This window comes from Paucibacter aquatile (assembly GCF_002885975.1).
In the GTDB taxonomy this organism is placed as follows: Bacteria; Pseudomonadota; Gammaproteobacteria; order Burkholderiales; family Burkholderiaceae_C; genus Paucibacter_A; species Paucibacter_A aquatilis.
The window spans coordinates 231,473-253,125 of record NZ_POSP01000001.1 but is presented as its reverse complement, the minus strand read 5'-3'; the positions used below and the strand labels follow the sequence as shown (position 1 = coordinate 253,125).

Annotated in this window: 12 protein-coding genes; 2 read left to right on the top strand and 10 right to left on the bottom strand. The window is 61.6% G+C overall.

Annotated elements, in window-relative coordinates; translation table 11 throughout:
* Window positions 1-46: 46 nt before the first annotated feature.
* Complete coding sequence (locus C1O66_RS01165; protein ID WP_102766173.1) at window positions 47-4,342, top strand: pilus assembly protein; 4,296 nt, start codon at window positions 47-49, stop codon at window positions 4,340-4,342.
* Window positions 4,343-4,360: 18 nt separating this feature from the next.
* Window positions 4,361-5,290: a hypothetical protein gene (locus tag C1O66_RS23475; RefSeq protein WP_133155057.1), complete on the top strand. Its 930-nt coding sequence runs from the start codon at window positions 4,361-4,363 to the stop codon at window positions 5,288-5,290.
* Here the strand turns inward: C1O66_RS23475 and C1O66_RS01155 are convergent.
* From C1O66_RS01155 to C1O66_RS01110, 10 genes are all read right to left on the bottom strand, one after another.
* Window positions 5,279-6,745, bottom strand: coding sequence for a glutamate synthase subunit beta (locus C1O66_RS01155; protein WP_102766171.1), 1,467 nt, complete (start codon window positions 6,743-6,745; stop codon window positions 5,279-5,281). The genes C1O66_RS23475 and C1O66_RS01155 overlap by 12 nt on opposite strands.
* A gap of 131 nt (window positions 6,746-6,876) precedes the next feature.
* Window positions 6,877-11,634 carry a glutamate synthase-related protein gene (locus C1O66_RS01150; RefSeq protein WP_102766170.1) on the bottom strand — a complete coding sequence of 1,586 codons (4,758 nt, stop codon included), beginning with the start codon at window positions 11,632-11,634 and terminating at the stop codon, window positions 6,877-6,879.
* 154 nt (window positions 11,635-11,788) lie between these two features.
* Window positions 11,789-12,505, bottom strand: a complete 717-nt coding sequence (locus tag C1O66_RS01145; protein ID WP_102766169.1) for an REP-associated tyrosine transposase — start codon at window positions 12,503-12,505, stop codon at window positions 11,789-11,791.
* A gap of 111 nt (window positions 12,506-12,616) precedes the next feature.
* A complete protein-coding gene (locus C1O66_RS01140; RefSeq protein WP_102766168.1) occupies window positions 12,617-13,789 on the bottom strand; it encodes a deoxyguanosinetriphosphate triphosphohydrolase in 1,173 nt (390 codons plus the stop codon).
* Between the two features lie 75 nt (window positions 13,790-13,864).
* Window positions 13,865-15,007, bottom strand: a complete 1,143-nt coding sequence (aroB, locus tag C1O66_RS01135; protein ID WP_102766167.1) for a 3-dehydroquinate synthase — start codon at window positions 15,005-15,007, stop codon at window positions 13,865-13,867.
* 77 nt (window positions 15,008-15,084) lie between these two features.
* Window positions 15,085-15,666 (bottom strand): shikimate kinase, encoded by a 582-nt coding sequence (locus C1O66_RS01130; protein WP_102766166.1) that lies wholly within the window; start codon window positions 15,664-15,666, stop codon window positions 15,085-15,087.
* A gap of 16 nt (window positions 15,667-15,682) precedes the next feature.
* Window positions 15,683-18,106 carry a hypothetical protein gene (locus C1O66_RS01125; RefSeq protein WP_133155056.1) on the bottom strand — a complete coding sequence of 808 codons (2,424 nt, stop codon included), beginning with the start codon at window positions 18,104-18,106 and terminating at the stop codon, window positions 15,683-15,685.
* A gap of 81 nt (window positions 18,107-18,187) precedes the next feature.
* On the bottom strand, window positions 18,188-20,377 hold the full coding sequence (gene pilQ / locus C1O66_RS01120) for a type IV pilus secretin PilQ (protein ID WP_243392662.1): 2,190 nt from the start codon (window positions 20,375-20,377) through the stop codon (window positions 18,188-18,190).
* 23 nt (window positions 20,378-20,400) lie between these two features.
* The gene (locus tag C1O66_RS01115; RefSeq protein WP_243392661.1) at window positions 20,401-20,952 is read right to left on the bottom strand and encodes a pilus assembly protein PilP; all 552 of its coding nucleotides are present in this window, start codon (window positions 20,950-20,952) and stop codon (window positions 20,401-20,403) included.
* Window positions 20,949-21,650: a type IV pilus inner membrane component PilO gene (locus tag C1O66_RS01110; RefSeq protein WP_102766162.1), complete on the bottom strand. Its 702-nt coding sequence runs from the start codon at window positions 21,648-21,650 to the stop codon at window positions 20,949-20,951. Before C1O66_RS01110 ends, C1O66_RS01115 begins: the two co-directional genes overlap by 4 nt.
* Between the last annotated feature and the right edge of the window lie 3 nt (window positions 21,651-21,653).

Below are 21,653 nucleotides of genomic sequence, written 5' to 3'. Positions count from 1 at the left end.
CGTGGCTACGCCGGCACTTCATCTGAGTACAAATCTGGAGTTCCCCATGAACAGCAAGCACCGCCTTTTCGCCCTTTGGCTCGGCACGGCCGCACTGCAGCTGTCCTCAGCTGTGCAAGCGGCTGTCACTGATATTGCAAGCACCCCGCTGGTCGTAGCCTCGCCAAATGCGGTGCAGCCCAACCTTATGTTTGTGCTGGATGACTCTGGCTCCATGGGCTTTGACTTCATGCCAGATCATGTCAACGGAGACAACAACCCTGATCCGCAGCTGTGCCGTTCCGCCGGGGCGAGTCCCACCAACAGCGGCAGCTTCGGCAACACGTGTTGCCAAGGTGGGGATAGCGGTGAGGCCTGCTGGCGAGATGCTCCACCGTTTGGGACCCGCCGCGGCCACCCTCCATTCTTGAGTGCGAGCTTCAACAGCATGGCGTACAACCCTGCCATTCGCTACACGCCGCCCATGGGCGCCAACGGCATCAGCTGGGCCAGCATGACTTCGGCCAACACCTCGGGTTGGACCTCAGTGGCCAACGATGGATTCGGCATCCAAAACACTTACAACATCAATCTACTCACGCAGTTCCCCGATACGGAATGGTGCACCGACACCAGCTACTCTGATTGCCTGCGCAACGGCAACTATGTACTGCCAGGCATGGTGAACAACAAGAGCTACACCGTTTTCAACGCCACGACAGCTTCAGGCAACGGTTTTAAAGCCACAGGTGCGCCTGACAACCCCGGTACGGCAGCACAAACCTGGGGGCCGCACTATTACTTGATCAATGCAGCTGAGTACTGCGACCATATCAATCTGCGAAATTGCCAAAACACGGCAACCGCCATCTTCAAGCACCCAGCACCTGTGCGCTGGTGTGACAGTGACGCCAACGCGCGCGCAGCCACGCCAGCTGTGGGTTCATGTCAAGCCGTGCGCAGCAACAATTATCCCGAAGCTCGTTATCCAACCAAGTTTTTTACCGCGGGCACCAACGGCACCCCAGCCACACCTGAGGTACGAGCAAGTACATCCTTGACGATCAACACCATTTCCACCAATGGTGGCAACAACTGCCTTGTTTCGATCACCTCACTTCGCGCGGGGTCGATCCAACTCCTCTCGGCAGCCACTAGCTCGGAATCGAATCGCGGCAACCTGGCCGCTTCACTGACTGCACGAATCAATGCCGGCAGTTCAGGCTACTACGCCAGCCAAACCAACCGGACCGTCACCATCACGGCGCCAGCTGGTGTCACCTCACCAGGTGTGATCACCTGGAGCAAAACGCCCAGCACTTGCAACCTGACGATCAGCCCCGGCACACCCACCTTTTCAGGCTATCAAGCCCCTGTAGCGGGAACCCCTGGAGTACCCGGCGGATACCCGGGCAGCTTCGAGCGCGTTGATATCGTGCCGGGCCGTACCAGCTACCCCAAGCTATCCAACAGTCGCAGCGACTGCGCGGGTGCCACGAGCTGCAGCTATGCCGAAGAGATGACCAACTTCGCCAACTGGTGGACCTACTACCGCACCCGCATGCAAATGATGAAGTCCTCGACCAGCCAAGCCTTCTCTGCTGTGTCAAGCAACTTCCGCGTTGGCTATCTGAGCATCAACAACAGCCAGGGCAATGCCTACCTAAATCAGGCCACGTTCAGCGGCACGGCCAAGTCCGACTGGTACTCCCGACTGTTCAATGCGTACCCCTACTACTCCACACCTTTGCGTCGAGCCCTGAACACAGTCGGGCGCCTCTATGCCGGCAAGCAAACGGGCAGTTTGAACGGTACCACTGTGGTTGATCCAGTCCAATACTCCTGCCAACGCAATTACACGGTGCTGTCCACCGACGGTTTCTGGAACGAAAGCGTCACCCTCACCCAATTGGATGGCACGGCTTTGGGTGACCAGGATGGCAGCTTGGCACGCCCGCAAAAGGACGGCAATGCCGTCTCCAACACCCTGGCTGATGTGGCGGCCTACTACTACAAGGCTGACCTCCGAACCGGCACCGACGGTTCCGCCGATTGCACCAGTGGCTCCGGCACCAACGCCGATGTTTGCGGCAATGGCACCGTCAACGCTCAACAACGAATGGTGACCTTCACCCTAGGACTGGGCGCCTCGGGCTATATGCAGTACCAGTCCGACTATCTGCGCGCTACCAATGGCGACTATTTCTCGGTCGCACAAGGCAGCAGCCCCAATGCCGCCGGCGGTGTCTGCACCTGGCAATCCGGTGGCGAATGCACATGGCCAACCCCGGTCAGCAATACCCTGACCACCATCGATGACCTCTGGCACGCTGCGGTCAATGGCGGTGGAACTTACTTCAGCGCCAGCAATCCGCAAGCCTTGTACAGCGGCTTGCAGTCGGCACTCAGCAATATTGCTGCTCAAGCAAGCTCATCCGCCGCAGCGACAGCCAGCAACCCCAATGTCTCCTCCGGTGACAACCAGATCTTTGTCTCCAACTTCATGTCTGGACAATGGACGGGGCAGATTTGGTCCAGGCGAATTGACCTGTCCGACGGAACGACCAGCACTGTTGACTGGACGGCCGCGAGCCAACTCGACAGCAACAGCAGCCGCAACATCTACATGTTCAGCGCTGCCAGCGACAACCGTCGCGCTGAGTTCAACTGGAGCAATCTCAGTACCAGCCAAAAGGCCTACTTCAACCTGGCCACTTTGACCGCCTCTGGTAACAACCTGATCCAGTTCTGCACCTCGGGTGACTATTGCCTGAGCAGCAGCGATCAAAGCACCGCAGCAGGTCAGCGTCTGGTGGACTATTTGCGCGGCGCTCGCGGCGACGAGGGCCCTTTGTCCGAACCCAACAAGTTCTTCCGGCAGCGTGTGAATCTGCTGGGGGACATCGTCAACTCCGAAGCGGTGTACGTGAAGAAACCCTTGGTCAACTACAACGATGAAGGCTTCGCTGCACACAAGGCCACCATGGCCTCGCGCGATGGCATGGTCTACGTGGGCGCCAACGACGGCATGTTGCATGCATTCCATGCTGGAACCGGCGCTGAGATTTGGGCCTATGTGCCAACTGCAGTAATCCCAAAGCTCTACAAGCTGGCTGACAAGAGCTACGGCAACAAGCACGAGTACTACGTCGACGGCAGCCCTGTTGTTCAGGAAGTCAAGATCGGCAGCGAGTGGCGCACCGTGCTGGTCAGCGGCCTGGGCGCAGGGGGCCGGGCCTACTTCGCCATCGACATCACCTCTCCCACAGATCCGAAGCCGCTGTGGGAGTTCACGCACGACAACTTGGGCTACACCTTCGGCAAGGCCGAAATCAGCAAGCTGACCGACGGCAGTTGGGTGGCCATCGTGCCTTCGGGCTACAACAACGTTTCACCAGGTGACGGGAATGGCCGACTCTTCGTTCTGGACATTGCCACGGGCCAACCGATCTCGGCCCTGCCCAATGGCATTCCAACCTTGGCTGGCGGGCAGGCTGTGGGAACGACCGGGACTCCCAGCGGCCTGGGCCACATCAGCGCCTGGGCCGACAACACCACCAAGGACAATACCGCACTGCGCGTCTATGGCGGCGACAACCTCGGCAATCTCTGGCGCTTTGACATCAACAACAATGTCGGCGCAAGCGGTTACGAAGCGCAACGATTGGCAACGTTGAAAACCTCTGCGAGCGGGACTGTGGCTCAGCCCATCACTTCCCGTCCGGAGTTGGGTCAAGTGGGCAACCACGTAATGATCTACTTGGGCACCGGACGCTACCTGGGCGTCAGCGACTTGAGCGATGCCACCCAACAAACCATATACGCCATCAAGGACCGGCTGACCGACGCCGACTTCGGCAATCCCCGTCTGGTCGCCAATAATTTCGTTCAACAAACTTTGAGCAATAGCACTTGCCCGGATGACGCCACCATTTGCACGCCAGGTGCCCCAATTCGCACCAATGGCAGCCCTGCGGCGGTGGACCTGAGCGTCAAGAACGGCTGGTATGTCGACCTTCCTGGAGCTCGAGAACGGGTGACGACAAGTGCCGTGCTGGTGGGTGGTGTGCTCGCCGTCACATCGAACGTCATCAACGCTTCGGGCATCTGCAGCGTCGGCGGCTCGAGCTGGATCAACTACTTTGATTACCGCACCGGTGGCGCGGTCACCAGCGCACAAAACATTGTCAGCATTTTGTTGGGGAATTCACTGTTCAGCGCTCCCGAACCCGTGGTGCTTCCCAATGGAAAGCTATACGACCAGTTCCCCAATGGCGATGGATCGCTGATTTCTCAACTACGCCCACAAGGCTCAAGCGCGACCAACACTCGTCGCTTGTCCTGGCGCGAACTCACAGAGTGATTGGCTGACCTACGAAGGATGGGAGCGCTGCGGCATCATCGTGAACTTTCCAGCGCGTTCATGCCTGCCGACATGACGAGTTCAGGTTATGTCGGCAGGAATGCCTGGGCATCTCTTGAAGCCAAGCGAAGCCCGCGCCCGAACTTTGGCGGCCGCGAGTCGAAGCGCTTGTGGGCGTGTCTTGTGATTGCTTTGAGCTTGCACGCTGTATGCCTGACGAACCCACCCTCGCCATCAGGATCGGCAGTCACTTCGGCCTTGAAATCGCGACCACTGGAATTGCGCCTGCTCGAACGCGCAGCGCCCGAGAGGACTGCGACCACGGCAAGTACACGCCTCGAGCCGGAGAATGCCGCGAAAGGGAGTGCCCAATACGCCCCGGACGGGGCAAAACAAGCCGAACCCAGCTCGAAACCCTCCGAGCCGGCGGCGAACTATTCAGCGTCATCCACTGAGGTGAAGGCCTCAAAGGCATTGAATAACTCCCCCCCCAAAGGCATGACGGAGGATCAGACTGCCTTCCGAGCAGAGTCAACCACTGCCTGGCCATACCTTGCCGAGGTGACCCTGGATGAGAGTCCACGACTCCAGCCTCAGGCGGCTCCCATGATCCAACACCCCGATGACAGCCTGCCGGATGGGCAAGGCCAAGCGACAGCAGCCTTGCTGATCAATGCACAAGGAAACGTGGATGCCGTGCTGGTTTCGGCCGAGCAACTGCCTCGCCGTTTTGTTCGGGCGATCCAGAAGGCGTTTGAAGCCCAGAGCTTCCAGCCGGGACGGATGGGCGGGCAGGAACAGGCCGCACGGCTGTGCCTTGCGGTTCAGTTTCAGGAAGGCGAGCCGCCCCGTTGGGAGTTTCGCCCCAGCCCAGCCGGCTGGGCAGACCGGGTCGTGACTGCCGAGAACGCCCTGGCCAGCTGCACCCCCTCAGCTTCAGCGCGGTAGGTCGCTGCTGCCCATCAGGAATTCATCCACCGCGCGCGCCGCCTGGCGGCCTTCACGGATGGCCCAGACGACGAGCGACTGGCCGCGGCGCATGTCACCGGCGGCGAAGACATTGTCGACATTGGTCTTGTAACCACCGTTGAAATCGGTGCTGGCCTTGGCGTTGCCGCGCGCATCCTTGGCTACACCGAAAGCGTCGAGCACGGTGGCGACGGGCGCCACAAAGCCCATGGCCAGGAAGACCAGATCGGCCTTGATGATCTGCTCGGAACCCGGCACCTCGACCATCTTGCCGCCCTGCCATTCCACGCGCACGGTTTTCACACCGGTCAGCTTGCCCTTTTCGCCGAGGAATTCCTTGGTCGAGATGGCGAACTCGCGCTCGCAGCCTTCCTCGTGGCTGCTGGAGGTGCGCAGCTTGAGCGGCCAGTAAGGCCAGGTCAGCGGGCGGTCTTCCACCTCGGGCGGCTGGGGCATGAGCTCGAATTGGGTGACGCTCTTGGCACCGTGGCGGTTGCTGGTACCGACGCAATCGCTGCCGGTGTCGCCGCCGCCGATGACGACCACATGCTTGCCGTCGGCACGGATCTGGCCCTTGAGCTTGTCCCCGGCGTTGACCTTGTTCTGCTGCGGCAGGAATTCCATCGCGAAATGGATGCCGGCCAGATCACGGCCCGGCACCGGCAGGTCACGGCTGGATTCGGCGCCACCGCTGAGCAAGACGGCGTCGAACTGTGCCTTGAGCTCGTCCGGACTGATGCTGTCCTTGGCCCAGTTGGTGACCTTGGAGCCTTCCGGCAGGGAGGCGACCAGCACGCCCGTGCGGAAGACCACGCCCTCGGCTTCCATCTGCGCCACGCGGCGGTCGATGTGCGACTTCTCCATCTTGAAGTCGGGGATGCCGTAACGCAGCAGGCCGCCGACACGGTCGTTCTTTTCGAACACGGTCACGCTGTGGCCCGCGCGGGCGAGTTGCTGCGCAGCCGCCAAGCCGGCCGGGCCGGAGCCGACGACGGCCACGGTCTTGCCGGTCTTGCGCTTGGCGACTTGCGGCTGGACCCAGCCCTCGGACCAGGCGCGGTCGATGATGGCGTGCTCGATGGACTTGATGCCCACGGCGTCATCGTTGACGTTCAGCGTACAAGCTGCTTCACAGGGCGCGGGGCAGATGCGGCCGGTGAACTCCGGGAAGTTGTTGGTGCTGTGCAGGATGGTGATGGCATTGGCCCAATCCCCGCGGTACACCAGATCGTTGAAATCCGGAATGATGTTGTTGACCGGGCAGCCGTTGTTGCAGAACGGCGTGCCGCAGTCCATGCAGCGGGCGGCCTGCTGCTTGGACTGCTCGGCGTTCAAGCCAATCACGAATTCCTTGTAATTCTTGACCCGCGTGCCAACCGGCTCGTAGCCCTCTTCCAGCCGCTGGTACTCCATGAAGCCCGTAACCTTGCCCATGCTTCGCTCCTAAAACTCTTTATTGGGGTCAGAGTCATTTTGCAAACTCAACCCGAAGAAATTCATTTAATAGGGTCAGATTCAGATTCATTCTTCTGACCCGGTGATCACGGTTTCCGTGCTCGTTCCGCTCAGGCCTTGAGCGCCGCTTTGGGCGCAGCGGGAGCCTTGGCCTGCTCGATGGTCGAGGCCGCTTCCTTGGCCGCATGGATCTCGCCGAGTGCGCGGCGGTATTCGTGCGGGAAGACCTTGACGAACTTGGCGCGCGAGTCGGCCCAATGGTCCAGGATGTGGCGGGCACGGGCACTGCCGGTCCAGCGGTGGTGGTCTTCCAGCATCTTCTTGAGGATGGCTTCGTCGGTCTGCGCCTCGGCGTCACCGAGGTGGTGCCAGATGGCGCGGTCCACGGTGGCTTCCTGCTCGTGTACGGGCAGCAGCTTGTCCAGCGCAACCATGCTTGTGTTGCAGCGCTTGGCGAACTGACCGTCCTCGTCGTAGACGTAGGCGATGCCGCCGCTCATGCCGGCCGCGAAATTGCGTCCGGTCTTGCCCAGCACGGCCACGGTGCCGCCGGTCATGTATTCGCAACCATGGTCACCCGTGCCCTCGACCACGGCCGAGGCGCCAGAGAGCCGCACCGCAAAGCGCTCACCGGCCACGCCGCGGAAGAAGGCCTCGCCGCGCGTGGCACCGTAAAGCACGGTGTTGCCGACGATGATGTTCTGCGTCGCGTCGCCACGGAAATCGATGCTGGGGCGCACCACCACGCGGCCGCCGGACAGGCCCTTGCCGGTGTAGTCGTTGGCGTCTCCGATCAGGTAGAAAGTGATGCCCTGGGCCAGAAAGGCACCGAAGCTCTGGCCGCCCGTGCCCTCCATCTGGATGAAGATGGTGTGGTCGGGCAAGCCCTCGGGGCGGCGGCGGATCAGCTCACCGGACAGCATGGCGCCCACGGTGCGGCGCACATTGCTGACTTCCTGCATGAACTGCACCTTCTCGCCCTTCTCAAAAGCGGGCAGGCACTTCTCGATCAGCTTCACATCGAGTGCGCGATCCAGGCCATGGTCTTGCACATCGACATGGGTGCGGGCCACTTCGGCGGGCAAGGCCGGGCGGTGGAAGACACGACTGAAATCCAGGCCCTTGGCTTTCCAGTGGGTGATGCCTTTCTTGGTGTCCAGCAGATCGCTGCGGCCGACCAGATCCTCGAACTTGCGAATGCCCAGCTGGGCCATGATCTGGCGCGCCTCCTCGGCCACGAAGAAGAAGTAATTCACCACATGCTCGGGCTTGCCGGTGAACTTGGCGCGGAGTAGTGGGTCTTGCGTGGCCACGCCCACCGGGCAGGTGTTGAGGTGGCATTTGCGCATCATGATGCAGCCCTCGGCCACCAGCGGCGCCGTGGCGAAGCCGAATTCATCCGCGCCCAGCAGCGCACCGATGACCACATCGCGACCGGTCTTCATCTGGCCGTCGGCCTGAACGCGCACGCGGCCGCGCAGGCGGTTCAGCACCAAGGTCTGCTGCGCCTCGGCCAGGCCCAGCTCCCAGGGTGTGCCGGCATGCTTGATCGAGCTCCAGGGTGAGGCGCCCGTGCCACCATCATGGCCGGCGATGACCAGGTGGTCGGCCTTGGCCTTGGTGACGCCCGCAGCGATGGTGCCCACGCCGACTTCCGAGACCAGCTTGACCGACACATCGGCCTTGGGATTCACGTTCTTGAGGTCGTGGATCAGCTGGGCCAGGTCTTCGATGGAGTAGATGTCATGGTGCGGCGGCGGCGAGATCAAGCCCACACCCGGCACCGAGTAACGCAGGAAACCGATGTACTCGCTGACCTTGCCGCCGGGCAGCTGGCCGCCTTCACCGGGCTTGGCGCCCTGGGCCATCTTGATCTGGATCTGATCGGCGCTGACCAGGTACTCGGTGGTGACGCCGAAGCGGCCCGAGGCCACCTGCTTGATCTTAGAACGCAGGGAGTCGCCTTCCTTGAGCTCGTAGTCGACGGCGATGACCTTGTTGCCAATCACATCAGACACCTTGGTGCCTGCCGTGATCTTGATGCCCTTGAGCTCGTTGCGATAACGCGCGGGATCCTCGCCACCTTCGCCGGTGTTGCTCTTGCCGCCGATGCGGTTCATGGCCACGGCCAGGGTGGCATGGGCCTCGGTCGAGATGGAGCCGAGCGACATGGCGCCGGTGGCGAAACGCTTGACGATCTCTGCCGCGGGCTCGACCTCATCGAGCGGGATCGCCTTGCTGGGATCGAACTTGAACTCGAACAGACCACGCAGCGTCATGTGGCGCTTGCTCTGGTCGTTGATGATTTGCGCGTATTCCTTGTAGCTGTCGAACTTGCCGCTGCGCGCGCTGTGCTGCAGCTTGGCAATCGCGTCCGGCGTCCACATATGCTCTTCACCGCGGGCGCGCCAGGCGTATTCGCCGCCGGCATCCAGCATGGTGTGCAGCACCGGATCGTCGCCGAAGGCCGCGCGGTGCAGGCGGATGGCCTCTTCGGCCACCTCGAAGACACCGATGCCACCAACCTGCGTGGGCGTGCCGCGGAAGTACTTCTCCACAAAGTCCGTCTTCAGGCCGATGGCCTCGAAGATCTGCGCGCCGCAGTAGGACATATAAGTGGAGATGCCCATCTTGGACATGATCTTGGACAGGCCTTTGCCGATGCCCTTGATGTAGTTGTAGATGGCCTTGTCGGCAGACAGCTGGCCTGGCAGGCCGGCTGCGATGTCCGTCAGCGTTTCCAGGGCCAGATAGGGGTGCACCGCCTCGGCGCCAAAGCCGGCCAGCACGGCGAAGTGGTGCACCTCACGGGCGCTGCCGGTTTCCACCACCAGACCGGCGGTGGTGCGGCGGCCCTCGCGCACCAGATGGTGGTGGATGGCGGACAGCGCCAGCAAGGCAGGGATGGCCACGCGGCTGTCGCTCAGGCCGCGGTCGGTGATGATGAGGATGTTGTGGCCGCTCTTGATCGCATCCACCGATTCGGCGCACAGCGAGGCCAGCTGGGCCTCCACACCTTCATGACCCCAGGCCAGCGGATAGGTGATGTCCAGCTCGTAGGGCTTGAACTTGCCGTGGGTGTGGGCTTCGATCTGGCGCAGACGGGCCATGTCCTTGAAGTCCAGCACCGGCTGCGAGACTTCCAGGCGCATGGGCGGATTGACCGCGTTGATGTCCAGCAGATTGGGCTTGGGCCCGATGAAGCTGTTGAGCGACATCACGATGGCCTCGCGGATCGGGTCGATCGGCGGGTTGGTCACCTGGGCGAACAGCTGCTTGAAATAGTTGAACAGCGGCTTGTCCTTGCTGGACAGCACGGCCAGGGGCGAGTCATTGCCCATGGAACCCAGGGCTTCCTCGCCAGTGACGGCCATGGGCGCCATCAGGAACTTGATGTCTTCCTGGGTGAATCCGAAGGCTTGCTGGCGATCGAGCAGGCTGGCACTGAAGGGCGCCGCAGGCGCCTCGGCCACCTCGATATCGTCGAGCTTGACGCGCACGTTCTCGATCCACTGGCGATAAGGACGGGCGTTGGCGTACTGGTTCTTGAGCTCTTCGTCATCGATGATGCGGCCCTGCTCCAGGTCGATCAGGAACATCTTGCCTGGCTGGAGGCGCCACTTCTTGACGATCTTGTTTTCCGGCACCGGCAGCACGCCGGACTCGGAGGCGAGGATGACGAGGTCGTCGTCGGTGACGCAGTAGCGCGCCGGGCGCAGACCGTTGCGGTCCAGCGCGGCACAGACCTGGCGGCCGTCGGTGAAGACCATGGCGGCCGGGCCATCCCAGGGCTCCATCATGGCGGCGTGGTACTCGTAGAACGCCCGGCGACGCGTGTCCATCTGCTCGTGCTGCTCCCAGGCTTCCGGGATCATCATCATGGCGGCGTGCGCCAAGGGATAGCCGGCCATGGTCAGCAGTTCGATGGCGTTATCGAAGGTGGCCGTGTCGGACTGGTGCTCGAAGCTGATCGGATAGAGCTTGTTCAGGTCATCGCCCAGCACCGGCGACTTCATCACGCCTTCGCGGGCGCGCATCCAGTTGAAGTTGCCCTTGACCGTGTTGATCTCGCCGTTGTGGGCGACCATGCGGTAGGGGTGGGCCAGCGGCCATTCTGGGAAAGTGTTGGTCGAGAAACGCTGGTGCACCAGGGCGATGGCGGACACCACACGCGGATCGGCCAGATCCTTGTAGTAGCTGCCCACCTGGTCGGCCAGCAGCAGGCCTTTGTAAATGATGGTGCGGCAGCTCATGCTGGGCACGTAGTACTCGCGGCTGTGAGTCAGCTTGAGCGCCTGGATGGCGCTCGACGCGGTCTTGCGGATGACGTAGAGCTTTCGCTCCAGGGCATCAGGCACGATGATGTCCGGGCCGCGACCGATGAAGATCTGGCGAATGATGGGCTCTTTGTCGCGCACCGTGGGCGACATGGGCATCTCCGAATCCACCGGCACATCGCGCCAACCCAGCAAGACCTGACCCTCGGCCTTGATCGCACGGGCCAGCTCCTGCTCGCAAGCCAGACGCGAGGCATGTTCCTTGGGCATGAAGATCATGCCCACGCCGTACTCGCCGGGCGGGGGCAGCTCCACGCCCTGCTTGGCCATCTCGGCCCGGAAGTACTCGTCGGGAATCTGGATCAGGATGCCGGCGCCGTCGCCCATCAGCTTGTCAGCACCGACGGCACCGCGATGGTCGAGGTTCTCAAGGATCTTCAGACCCTGCTGAACGATGGAATGCGCCTTCTGACCCTTGATGTGCGCCACAAAACCCAGGCCGCAGGCGTCCTTCTCGTTTTGCGGACGGTAGAGCCCGTGGGCGGCCAAATCCTGGATCTCGGCCTGATGTTCTGCTGCGTTGTGGCTCATGGCGCTCTCCGACGTAATTCAGTTACGGAGACGGAGGTTACTGCGGCGCAGCAAAACGCTCAAGAAAAACTAAATAGGGTCAGAGTCTATTAATCAAACACCTGTAGCTTCAATATGATTTAAATAGGGTCAGAGTGAGTTTTCGCTTGCCAAATCAAGAATCGCCTGAAGGATCGGACGCCTCCAGTTTTCTGCGAGGACGCCCTCGCGGCAATGGCTCCAGCCTGCGCTGGGTCTGGTCTGCCAAGGCTCGCAGAAAGCCTTCGGAGCCCAGCGGCCAGCCCTTCAAAGTCGCATCGGTGAAGCGTAGGCGCTCCGCATCTGCACAACCTTCCGCCAACAACTCGCGGTACGCGGCCTCACGCTCGAAGGGTGTGTTGCCCAGGGTCCAGTACAGCAGGTGTTCGCTGAGAAGGCTGTCGCTTCGGCGGCCCAAGTGACTGGCGCAGCTGGACCAAGGGAACTCTTCGGGCGAGCTGCACAGCCCGGCACGGACCGGATTCAGCTCGATGTAGCGCATGCAGGCCAGGAAGTAGCGCTCGCTGTCGATCACGGTCGCGCGATAGCGCCCTTCCCAGAGCGTGCCGCTGCGGCCGTACTTGTGATTGAACCAGGCCACATAGCGTCGGCCGATGGACTGAACGAGTTTGCCAAGGCCGGGCTCGTCCTCGGGCGTGGCCAGCACATGGAGGTGGTTGTCCATCAAGACGTAGGCATGCACGGCAACGCGGTGGGTGCGGGCGCAGTCACGCAGCAGATCCAAGAACTGGCGACGGTCCGCATCCTCATGGACGATGGGTTGGCGGTTGTTGCCGCGCAACATCAGGTGGTGAGCTTGGCCTGGCAGAACCAAGCGAGGTAGGCGAGCCATACAGGAATCCACTCTCAAAATGACACTGACCCTAGTTTGAGAGTGATTCAGGCGCGAGGCAAGTCCGGGAGCGCCAGATCGCCCACGGACCTGCCGAGCCGCGCGTGATTCTCAGAACAAGCTGAAGCCTGTCAGTCGCTGATGCTCGCGCAGGGCAAATCGGTCGGTCATGCCGGCGATGTAATCGGCGCAGGCACGCGGTGCATCGGCAGCACCAGCGAAATCTGGCGGAAGTTGAGCCGGCTCGCTGGTGTAGATCCGGAACAGGTCACGAAGCACCTGGTCGGCGCGCTGGCGGGTCTGCTGGACCTGTGGGTGACGGTAGAGTTTGGCGAACAGAAAGCGTTTGAGCTCGGTGCTTGCCGCGCGCATCTCGGGGCTGAAACGCACCAGGGCCGGCGCTGCCCGCACGGCAGCCAGGTCCTGCACGCCCTGCCCCTGCTGCAAGGCAGCGCGGGTCGCGTCGATGATGTCGTAGACCTGGGCCGAAAGCATGCGCCGGATGGTCTCGAACAAAAGCCGTTTGCTGTCCAGCTGCGGAAACTCGCTCAGAGCTTCTCGCAGATAGCGGTGCACCAGGGGCACTTCTTCCAACTGTTCCAGGGCGAGCAGCCCCGAGCGCACGCCGTCATCGATGTCATGGGCGTTGTAGGCCACCTCGTCCGCCAGATTGCAGAGCTGCGCCTCCAGGCTGGGCTGACCGCCATGAAGAAAGCGGCGAGCCACGCCATCGGGCTCAGCCGCCTCCAGCAACTCGGCATTGCGGCGCGCACAGTGCTTGAGGATGCCTTCACGGGTTTCGAAGCACAGATTGAGGCCGTCGAACGCGGGGTAACGCAGCTCCAGCTTGTCGACCACCCGCAAGGACTGCAAGTTGTGCTCGAAGCCGCCGTGGGGCTTCATGCATTCATCAAGCACATCCTGCCCCGCATGACCGAAGGGCGTGTGACCGAGGTCATGAGCCAGTGCGACGGCCTCGATCAAATCCTCGTTCAAGCCGAGGCTGCGGCCGATGGAACGGCCCAGCTGGGCCACCTCCAGCGAGTGCGTCAGCCGGGTTCGAAACAGATCGCCCTCATGGTTCATGAAGACCTGGGTCTTGTAGACCAGGCGGCGAAAGGCGCTGCTGTGGATGATGCGGTCTCGGTCGCGTTGGTACTCGCTTCGCGTGGGCGCTGATGGCTCGGGGAAACGCCGGCCCCGCGTTTGATTCGGGTGGCAAGCGTAAGGTGCCAGCCCCGAAGAGGTCACCGGGTGCAGCCCTGACAAAAACTCAACAGCCATATCGCGACACCGTCCGGGTTCAGAAGAAAAGCTGGGGCTGCTGCACTGAGGAGACCGTGACCGAGTGATTGCGACTCAGCCGCAGTGATCGCTCAGCACAGCGGCGACCAGTTCATCGGGGGCCCCGTGCATGCCGGCGCGGCCCAGGCTTTCGATCAGCACGAAGCGGATCTCGCCCGCCTCGGCCTTTTTGTCCACCCGCATCAATTCCAGATAGCGCTCGGCACCCAAACGCGGCGCTTGCACCGGCAGGCCCGCACGCTCGATCAGGCGGCGCAGGCGAGGCAAGAACTCGGGCGGCATCAGCCCCTTTCGGACCGACAAATCGGCCGCCAGGACCATGCCGCAACCCACCGCTTCGCCGTGGAGCCAGGCGCCATAGCCCATGCCGGTTTCGATGGCGTGTCCGAAGGTGTGGCCAAAATTCAGGATGGCACGCAAGCCCTGTTCACGTTCATCCTGGCCCACCACCCAGGCCTTGATCTCGCAGCAGCGCTTGACGGCATAGGCCAAGGCCCGCTTGTCGCGGGCAAGCAAAGCGTCCAAATTGGCCTCGATCCAGGCCAGAAATTCAGCGTCCGCGATCGGGCCGTATTTGATGACTTCGGCCAAGCCAGCCGCCAGCTCACGCTGCGGCAAGGTATCCAGCGTGTCGAGGTCGGCAACCACCCGCTCGGGCTGGTAGAACGCGCCAATCATGTTCTTGCCCAGGGGATGGTTGATGGCGGTCTTGCCGCCCACTGACGAGTCGACTTGGGCCAACAAGGTCGTCGGGACCTGGACAAAGGGCACACCGCGCATATAGATCGAAGCGGCAAAACCTGTCATGTCACCAATGACGCCGCCGCCCAGCGCGAACAGCACGGTCTTGCGATCGGCCGCCTGGGCCAGCAGGTGATCAAACACGAGGTTGAGGCTGGCCCAATCCTTGTGGCTCTCGCCATCGGGGAGCTGGACGAACTCGACCCGACGGTAATGAGCGGCCAGTTGCAAACGCAGGCGTTCGAGATAGAGCGGCGCCACCACCTCGTTGCTGACGATCAGTGCGCACGCCGCTTTGGGCAGGCCTTGCCAGCTTTGCGCCGAGTCCAACAGACCGGGGCCGATGTGGATGTCGTAGCTGCGCTGATCGAGGGCGATCGGCACGCAATGCAAGGCCGGTGCGGCAGTGGCCGATGAGGCGATGGAGGCGGAAGTCGGGGCCGTCGAGGAAGTCATGCGTCAAGTGTAAGGGCCGCTCGCGCCCGACTCAGCATCGCGCAAGGGATGGAACCGACGGACCGATCCGCTCGGAATCAACAAGCGGCGGGCTCAGCACCAACGGTGGCCGCAACCCGGGCCGGATCGATGATGCCGGCCAATTCGAGCTGCATCAGCGCCATATTGACCAGGCCGTGCACAGACGGACGACCTGTCTCGAGCACGTAATGCGCCACGCTTCGATACAGCGGATTGCGCTGCAAATACAGCTCGCGCAGCTTTTGCAGAGGATCTCGCACCTGGAGCAGTGGGCGCTGCGTGTCGTGGCGCAAACGTCGGAACAGCTCTTCCGGCGTGGAGCGGAGGTAGAGCACGGTGCTGGCTTGATGCAAAAGGTGGCGATTGGCCTCTCGCAGCACGATGCCACCGCCGGTGGCCAGCACGAATTCCCCCTCACGTGCCAGCAACTCGTTCAGCACCTGCGACTCGATGTCTCGAAACGCAGCTTCACCCGAGCGATCAAAAAAAGCGCGAATCGGCTCCCCGATTCGCGCTTCGATTTCCGTGTCGCTGTCAACAAAGCGCACACCCAGCTGCCGCGCCAGCTGACGGCCGACGGTGGACTTGCCACCGCCGGGCATGCCGACAAGGGAGATCACAAGGCGAGCTGCGCTCATGCCAACGACACAAACATCAGTTTGGGCTGGAGCAGTTCGCAATTTGACCGTATGGGCTAAGGCCAAATGGCGGGTCGCCTTCCGCCTTGATCACGTCGACCGGCACAGCCGTGAATCGCGAGGTACCCTTCAGCGTTTGAAGAGTATCCCCTTCAGAGGCGATGCGGCCGAAAAATGCCGGAGGACTGACCACACCAGAGGCGCTGACTCTAATTGAGTACTCCGTCCAACTGCCGTAGTTCTGCGGATACTCAATACGTATCACTGCAAGTCCATTCGAATCGGTGCGTGTGCTGCCAATCAATGTGACAGCAACATCTGACTGCCTGGGGTCAAGCTGATTGTTGTCATTGAGATCTTCACCGACTTCAATGGTGCCATTCCGAAAACCCTTGCCCGGTGAAATGTCCTCAGCCAAACAATGCTGTCTCACGACTTGAATCCACTTCTTCAAGCCCTCGTCCCAGCGGTAATAGCCTTTGAGGTAACTCGGCAAGTCGATCAGAGGAGCGATCTGAACATCGGATTTGGGCTTGCCGGCTGAATCGACCACCAATACCGTGAACTCCTGGTAGTAGGTCAGCTTATTGGTGCCAGTCCCGATCAGGCCATTGGTGCCGATGGTCACCGAGACAGGCTGCTCCACCACAGTTAGCGAGACCGTGCGAAGTCGGTCCGTAGGGCATGCGGCAATAGTCTCGACCGCATCGGTCTTGGAGAAGCAAGCATAAACCTTAACCTGGTCCGGCGGGCTCGGCCTTTGGCCGGCCACAAAACTGGTCACGGCAATACCTGTCGCATCCGAAATGATGATTTTGTCGTTGCCGGAACTGATTGAGCCATCGGTGCCGGAATTATTGCCGCCCAAGCCGATACGTGCGCGGACATTCGGAATAGGCTCGTTCTTGTCACTGCGGAACAGGAGGCGCAGTTCAACGCGATTTTCGCTGCTTCCAACCAAATTGACCGCGACAACTGCGGGCGAGGCCGTGAACGTTGCAGAGCCGATGGGCGTTGCCGCAGGGACGTCAGATACAGTGGCATCTATCTGCACCGTGCTCTTAACCGAAGTACCGCCAGCCATCGCCGAAATTTCAGTAGGGCCACTGCCTGTCGCCTTGTAGCAATAGGTGTATTTGCCTTTGCTGTCCGTTACTGCTTCAGATGGAGTAGCGCTGCCGACGCAGGCCACCGCAGCACCTTGGCTGCCACCAACAGCGACCGCCACGCCGACCATCGGGCTGAGATTGACATCGGTCAGCGTGTATTCCACCGCTCCCAGATCCCCTGCACGAAGTGTCGCGGGCAAAAGCTGGGCCTGAAGCTTTGCACCGGTGACCTTGAATGAGGCCCGGCGGACCAATGCATCGCTCGTAGCAGTCACAGTCACCGTGCGATTGGAGCGATCAGCCCCAACCAAAACCGAGGCCTTTGCTACACCATTTGCATCGGTGACCAAATTTCCCGGTACGAGAATCGCGTTACTGTCCACCGTGAAAGTCACCTTGATGCCGGGAACTGCATTTCGCAAAGTATCTACAGCGGTGACCACCACGTCCACGGTCTCACTGCCGGCATTACCCACCGTGTTTTTGCTCAAGCCGATGGTCAGATCGCTGGCCTTGGGCACGATGGACACCGCCTCGACCACGTCAAAGCTGATGGTTCGCACCACCGTGCCGCTGGTGGCCTGAACCGTGATGGAACGATTGGTCTTGCCCTTGCTGGTCACCAGGCTGATGTCAGCCGCCAGCACGCCTGAGGTGTCATCGGTCGACGTTTTGCCAAAAGCGTTGATGATGGATCCCCCGGCGACCGGGTCGATCAAAGCCAGGGAAACCGGCGAACCGCCGATGGCGCTGTTGAACGCATCCACCGAAGTCACGCTCAACTTGGCGACTTGAGTGCCGTCATTGGGCAGCGTGACCTTGTCCACAACCAGGCGCAAATCAGCCACCTTGCTGCCGTTCACACTGTCCACCACTTCGAAGCTGGCCGTTTTCTTGACTGAACCCGAACTGACATTCAGCTTCACGGTGCGGCTGGTCTTGTCGGTGATCTGCACCACCGCCGTGATCTTGCCGGTGTCCTTGCTGGTCACCTTGGCCGAGGGCGTGACGATGGCACCACTTTCGACTTCCACGGTGACGGGTGTTTCCACGCCCGTCAAAGCGGCGTTGCCCGAAGTCAGGGCGGTGATGGTGAAAGTGACCACTTCAGCACCGGAGTTGGGAACCGAGGTCTTGTCCGCCACCACGGCCAGATCAGCCAAGGTGCTGGGTGTATTCGGGTTGGTGCCCGTGCCCGGATCGAAAACCGACGTGCCGGCACCACCGCCGCCGCCGCCGCAGGCAGCCAAGGCCAAGCCCAGCACCATCGCACCCGCCGCTCGCCACGCTTGGCGCCAGGAAGGTCGCGCCCACACCATGGATGTACTCATCTCTGCAAACTCCTGCATGGCAGCGCCGCCACGGCGGACGCTACCTTCTCCCGATTGATTAAGTTCCCACCAACATGTCCATCACCGGACCGGCGCACGCTCGCTGACCACTTTGGGGGTCAGGAAGATCAAGAGTTCGGTCTTGCTCGTGGTGCGGCTCTTGTTCTTGAACAAATTGCCCAGGTAGGGAATGTCACCCAGCACCGGGACCTTGGATTCGTCTTCACGTTCATCCTGAGTGAAGATGCCGCCGATCACCACGGTGCCACCGTTCTCCACCAAGACCATGGTTTTCACATGCTTGTTGTTGATGGCGTAGCCCTGGGGCGTCAGCGTGCCGCGGCTGTCCTTGTTGACATCCACGTCCAGGATCACATTGCCCTCGGGCGTGATTTGCGGCGTCACTTCCAGCTTCAGAACGGCCTTCTTGAACTGGATGGACGTGGCGCCGCTGGAGGTGGCGACCTGGTAAGGCAGTTCTTCACCTTGCTCGATCAAGGCCTTGACCTGGTCGGCCGTGATGACGCGCGGGCTGGACACAATCTTGCCCTTGCCATCGGCTTCCAGGGCCGAAAGTTCCAGGTTCAGGAATCGGTTGGCCGTGGCATTGAACAAGGACAGCGCGAAGTTCGCCACATTGGATCCACCGAAACTGTCCGAAGACACATTGGCCGGCAGATTGACGAACTGCGTATTGAAGACGGGCTTGCCATCCGGGCCGGTGCCACCAGCGCCAACACTGCCGCCGGGCTGCAAGGTCTGGCCTGCGATGCCGTTGAGGTTGCCGCCCAGGGTCAGGTAGTTGTTGCCACCGACCGAGTAGCCCGGAATGCCACCGCGGGTGCCGCGCAAATCGGCACTGCCCAGCTTCACACCGAGCGCGCGGCCGAACTTGTCGTCCGCTTCCACAATGCGGGCCTCGATCAGGACCTGGCGCACCGGAACGTCGATCTTGGCGATCAACGCTTGAATTTCCTCCAGCTTGGAAGGAATGTCGGTGACGAAGAGCTGGTTGGTACGGCTCTCCGAGATCGCACTGCCTCGCGGGGTCAAGATGCGAGAAGCGTTCTGACCGCCTGAGCCACCGCTGCCGCCGGAGTTGTTCTGCCCCGTCAAGCCTTTGAAGACTTCTTCGGCCTTGGTGTAATTGAGCTGAAAAGACTGTGTGCGCAGGGGCTCGAGGTTGGCAATTTGCGCCTTGGACTCGAGATCCAGCTTCTCCTTGGCCGAGAGTTCATCCTTGGGTGCAATCCAGAGCACATTGCCGGACTTCTTCAGGCCCAGGCCCTTGGCCTGCATGATGATGTCCAGAGCTTGGTCCCAAGGCACATCCTTGAGGCGCAAGGTCACATTGCCGGTCACGGTATCGCTGGTCACCACATTGAAGTTGGTGAAATCCGCAATCACCTGCAGCAACGCACGAACTTCGATGTTCTGGAAGTTCAGCGACAGTTTGTCGCCCGCATAGCCGGGGCCTGTGGTCAGCTTGTTGGGATCCTGCTTCTGGTGGCGCACTTCCAGCACAAACTGGTTGTCGCTCTGGTAGGCGCTGTGCTCCCAGGCTCCCTTGGGCTCGATGACCATGCGCACGCGGTCGCCGTTCTGTGTGGTCACCACCGACTGCACCGGGCTGCCAAAGTCAGCCACGTCCAGCTTGCGACGCAGGCCCTCGGGCACGGTCGAGCGCAGGAACTCCACCACCAGATTCTGGCCCTGCTGCTGAATGTCCACGCCGACCTGGTTGCTCGGCAGGTTGACGATCACGCGGCCGGAGTTGTCCTGTCCGCGGCGGAAGTCGATGTCACGAATGGACTGCGCCTCGGAGTTGAGACTCTGGGCAAAGTGCACCGGTTCATTGGGCGCCGGTGCCTGCGCGGAAGTGGACTCAAGAATCAAGAGCAGCGCGCTGTCTTGCAGCTCGGCCCGGTAACCCGAGGGCGTGCGCAGGTTCAGGACCACGCGCGAACGCTCACCCGCCTGGGCCACATTGGCCGAGCGCAGATTGCCCTGGTTGATCTCCACCATCGAGCGGCCGATGCCGTTCACCACGCCTGGCAAGTCGATGGCGATGCGCGGGGGCGTCTGCACGGTGAAGCCGCGCGGGATCTCCGTCAGCGGCTGGCTCAACTCGATGCGCACCACTTCGACGCCCGCTTGCTGCGTGCTGTTGATGGAGCGAATGGCGGTCTGCGCCCAGGCCGGCGCGGCCGTGGCCGCCGTGGCCAGAACTAGGGCCGAGGCCGTCGCCCACTTGCGCCATTGGCTCGTCATCCTCGATGTCTCCTGGAAATTTTTCATCGTCCCTTCTCCTGCAGCTGGAGGGTACTGGTGCGTTCAATCCACTCGCCCGCAGCGTCCTGGACGACTTCTCGCAATCCGATTTCGGTTTCGCTGATCTTCATCACCCGTCCAAAGTTCAAACCGAGGTAGTCCCCGCTCTTGACCTGATAGAGCAGGTTGTCCACCCGCAGCAAGGCATACCGCTGGTTCTGTCGGGTCAGACTGCCGACCATGGTCATGCTGTCCAGCGGGTAAGCCTCCAACGGCTCGCGACGCCGGCTCATTTCCTTGGCCAGCAAGGAATTGGGCAGGGACGCTTCCTGCTTGACGGCCACGCTCAACTTCTGAGGACTGAAAGGCTCGACACCCAAGCTCGCCTCATAGGGCTGAGGCTGAAATTTCTTGGGCGGCACCAGGGGCGCAATGGTCGCCCGCGCTTCCTTGCGCTGCTGCTCCATCCACTGCTGCAGCTCATCCATATCGGTCGAACAGGCGGCCAAGCTGGCGCAGACGGCCAGTGCCGCAGCACGCAGCAACCACGGGTTCAGATTCATCGCCGCGTTCATGGCTTCTTCGCTCCTGCAGCCGCCTTGGCCGCAGCCTTTTTCTGCTCGGCCACTTCAATGGCATCCAGATAGCGGTACGTGCGGGCGGTGGCCTCCATGCTCAGCGTGCCGCTGCCCGCGTCTTTGCCAGTCGATGCCAGCACATTGAGGTTGTGCAATGTCACGATGCGGGACAGGTTGGACACATCCGCCGCAAACGAGCCGATGTCATGGTAGCGCCCTGACACCCGCAATGAAATCGGCAACTCGGCGTAATAGTCCTTGACGACCACCTGGCCGGGGCGGAACAGCTCGAACTGCAGGCTGCGACCCACGCCGGCTTGGGTGATGTCGGACAGCAGGGCGTCCATCTCAGCCTTGCCCGGCAGCTGCTTTTCCAGCTGGGTCACGTATTCCTCGACCTGGCTCTTTTGCTTGCGCAGTTCAGGCAGGTTGACCGCCTGCGCCAACTTGGCGGTGTAGTCCTGGCGCAGATTCGGTTCGCGCGCCACTTCGGCGTCGAGCAAGGCCTGCTCGTCGGACAGAAGTAAAAACCAGCCCAACACCATCACAATCAGCGTGACGGCCAGCGAGGCCGCCAGCTTGGGCAACACCGGCCACTGACCCGGCTCATTGGGATTGAGACCTCGGAACTGGTCCGCCACCTGGGCGCCCCAGGCGTTGAGGTCGAATTTCAGATTCAAAGACGTGCTGGCCATGCT

Bases quoted from the DNA above. Each gene is read 5' to 3' on its own strand.
- C1O66_RS01165 (WP_102766173.1), top strand. From the start codon at position 47: ATGAACAGCAAGCACCGCCTTTTCGCCCTTTGGCTCGGCACGGCCGCA.
- C1O66_RS23475 (WP_133155057.1), top strand. From the start codon at position 4,361: ATGGGAGCGCTGCGGCATCATCGTGAACTTTCCAGCGCGTTCATGCCT.
- C1O66_RS01155 (WP_102766171.1), bottom strand. From the start codon at position 6,745: ATGGGCAAGGTTACGGGCTTCATGGAGTACCAGCGGCTGGAAGAGGGC.
- C1O66_RS01150 (WP_102766170.1), bottom strand. From the start codon at position 11,634: ATGAGCCACAACGCAGCAGAACATCAGGCCGAGATCCAGGATTTGGCC.
- C1O66_RS01145 (WP_102766169.1), bottom strand. From the start codon at position 12,505: ATGGCTCGCCTACCTCGCTTGGTTCTGCCAGGCCAAGCTCACCACCTG.
- C1O66_RS01140 (WP_102766168.1), bottom strand. From the start codon at position 13,789: ATGGCTGTTGAGTTTTTGTCAGGGCTGCACCCGGTGACCTCTTCGGGG.
- aroB (WP_102766167.1), bottom strand. From the start codon at position 15,007: ATGACTTCCTCGACGGCCCCGACTTCCGCCTCCATCGCCTCATCGGCC.
- C1O66_RS01130 (WP_102766166.1), bottom strand. From the start codon at position 15,666: ATGAGCGCAGCTCGCCTTGTGATCTCCCTTGTCGGCATGCCCGGCGGT.
- C1O66_RS01125 (WP_133155056.1), bottom strand. From the start codon at position 18,106: ATGAGTACATCCATGGTGTGGGCGCGACCTTCCTGGCGCCAAGCGTGG.
- pilQ (WP_243392662.1), bottom strand. From the start codon at position 20,377: ATGACGAGCCAATGGCGCAAGTGGGCGACGGCCTCGGCCCTAGTTCTG.
- C1O66_RS01115 (WP_243392661.1), bottom strand. From the start codon at position 20,952: ATGAACGCGGCGATGAATCTGAACCCGTGGTTGCTGCGTGCTGCGGCA.
- C1O66_RS01110 (WP_102766162.1), bottom strand. From the start codon at position 21,650: ATGGCCAGCACGTCTTTGAATCTGAAATTCGACCTCAACGCCTGGGGC.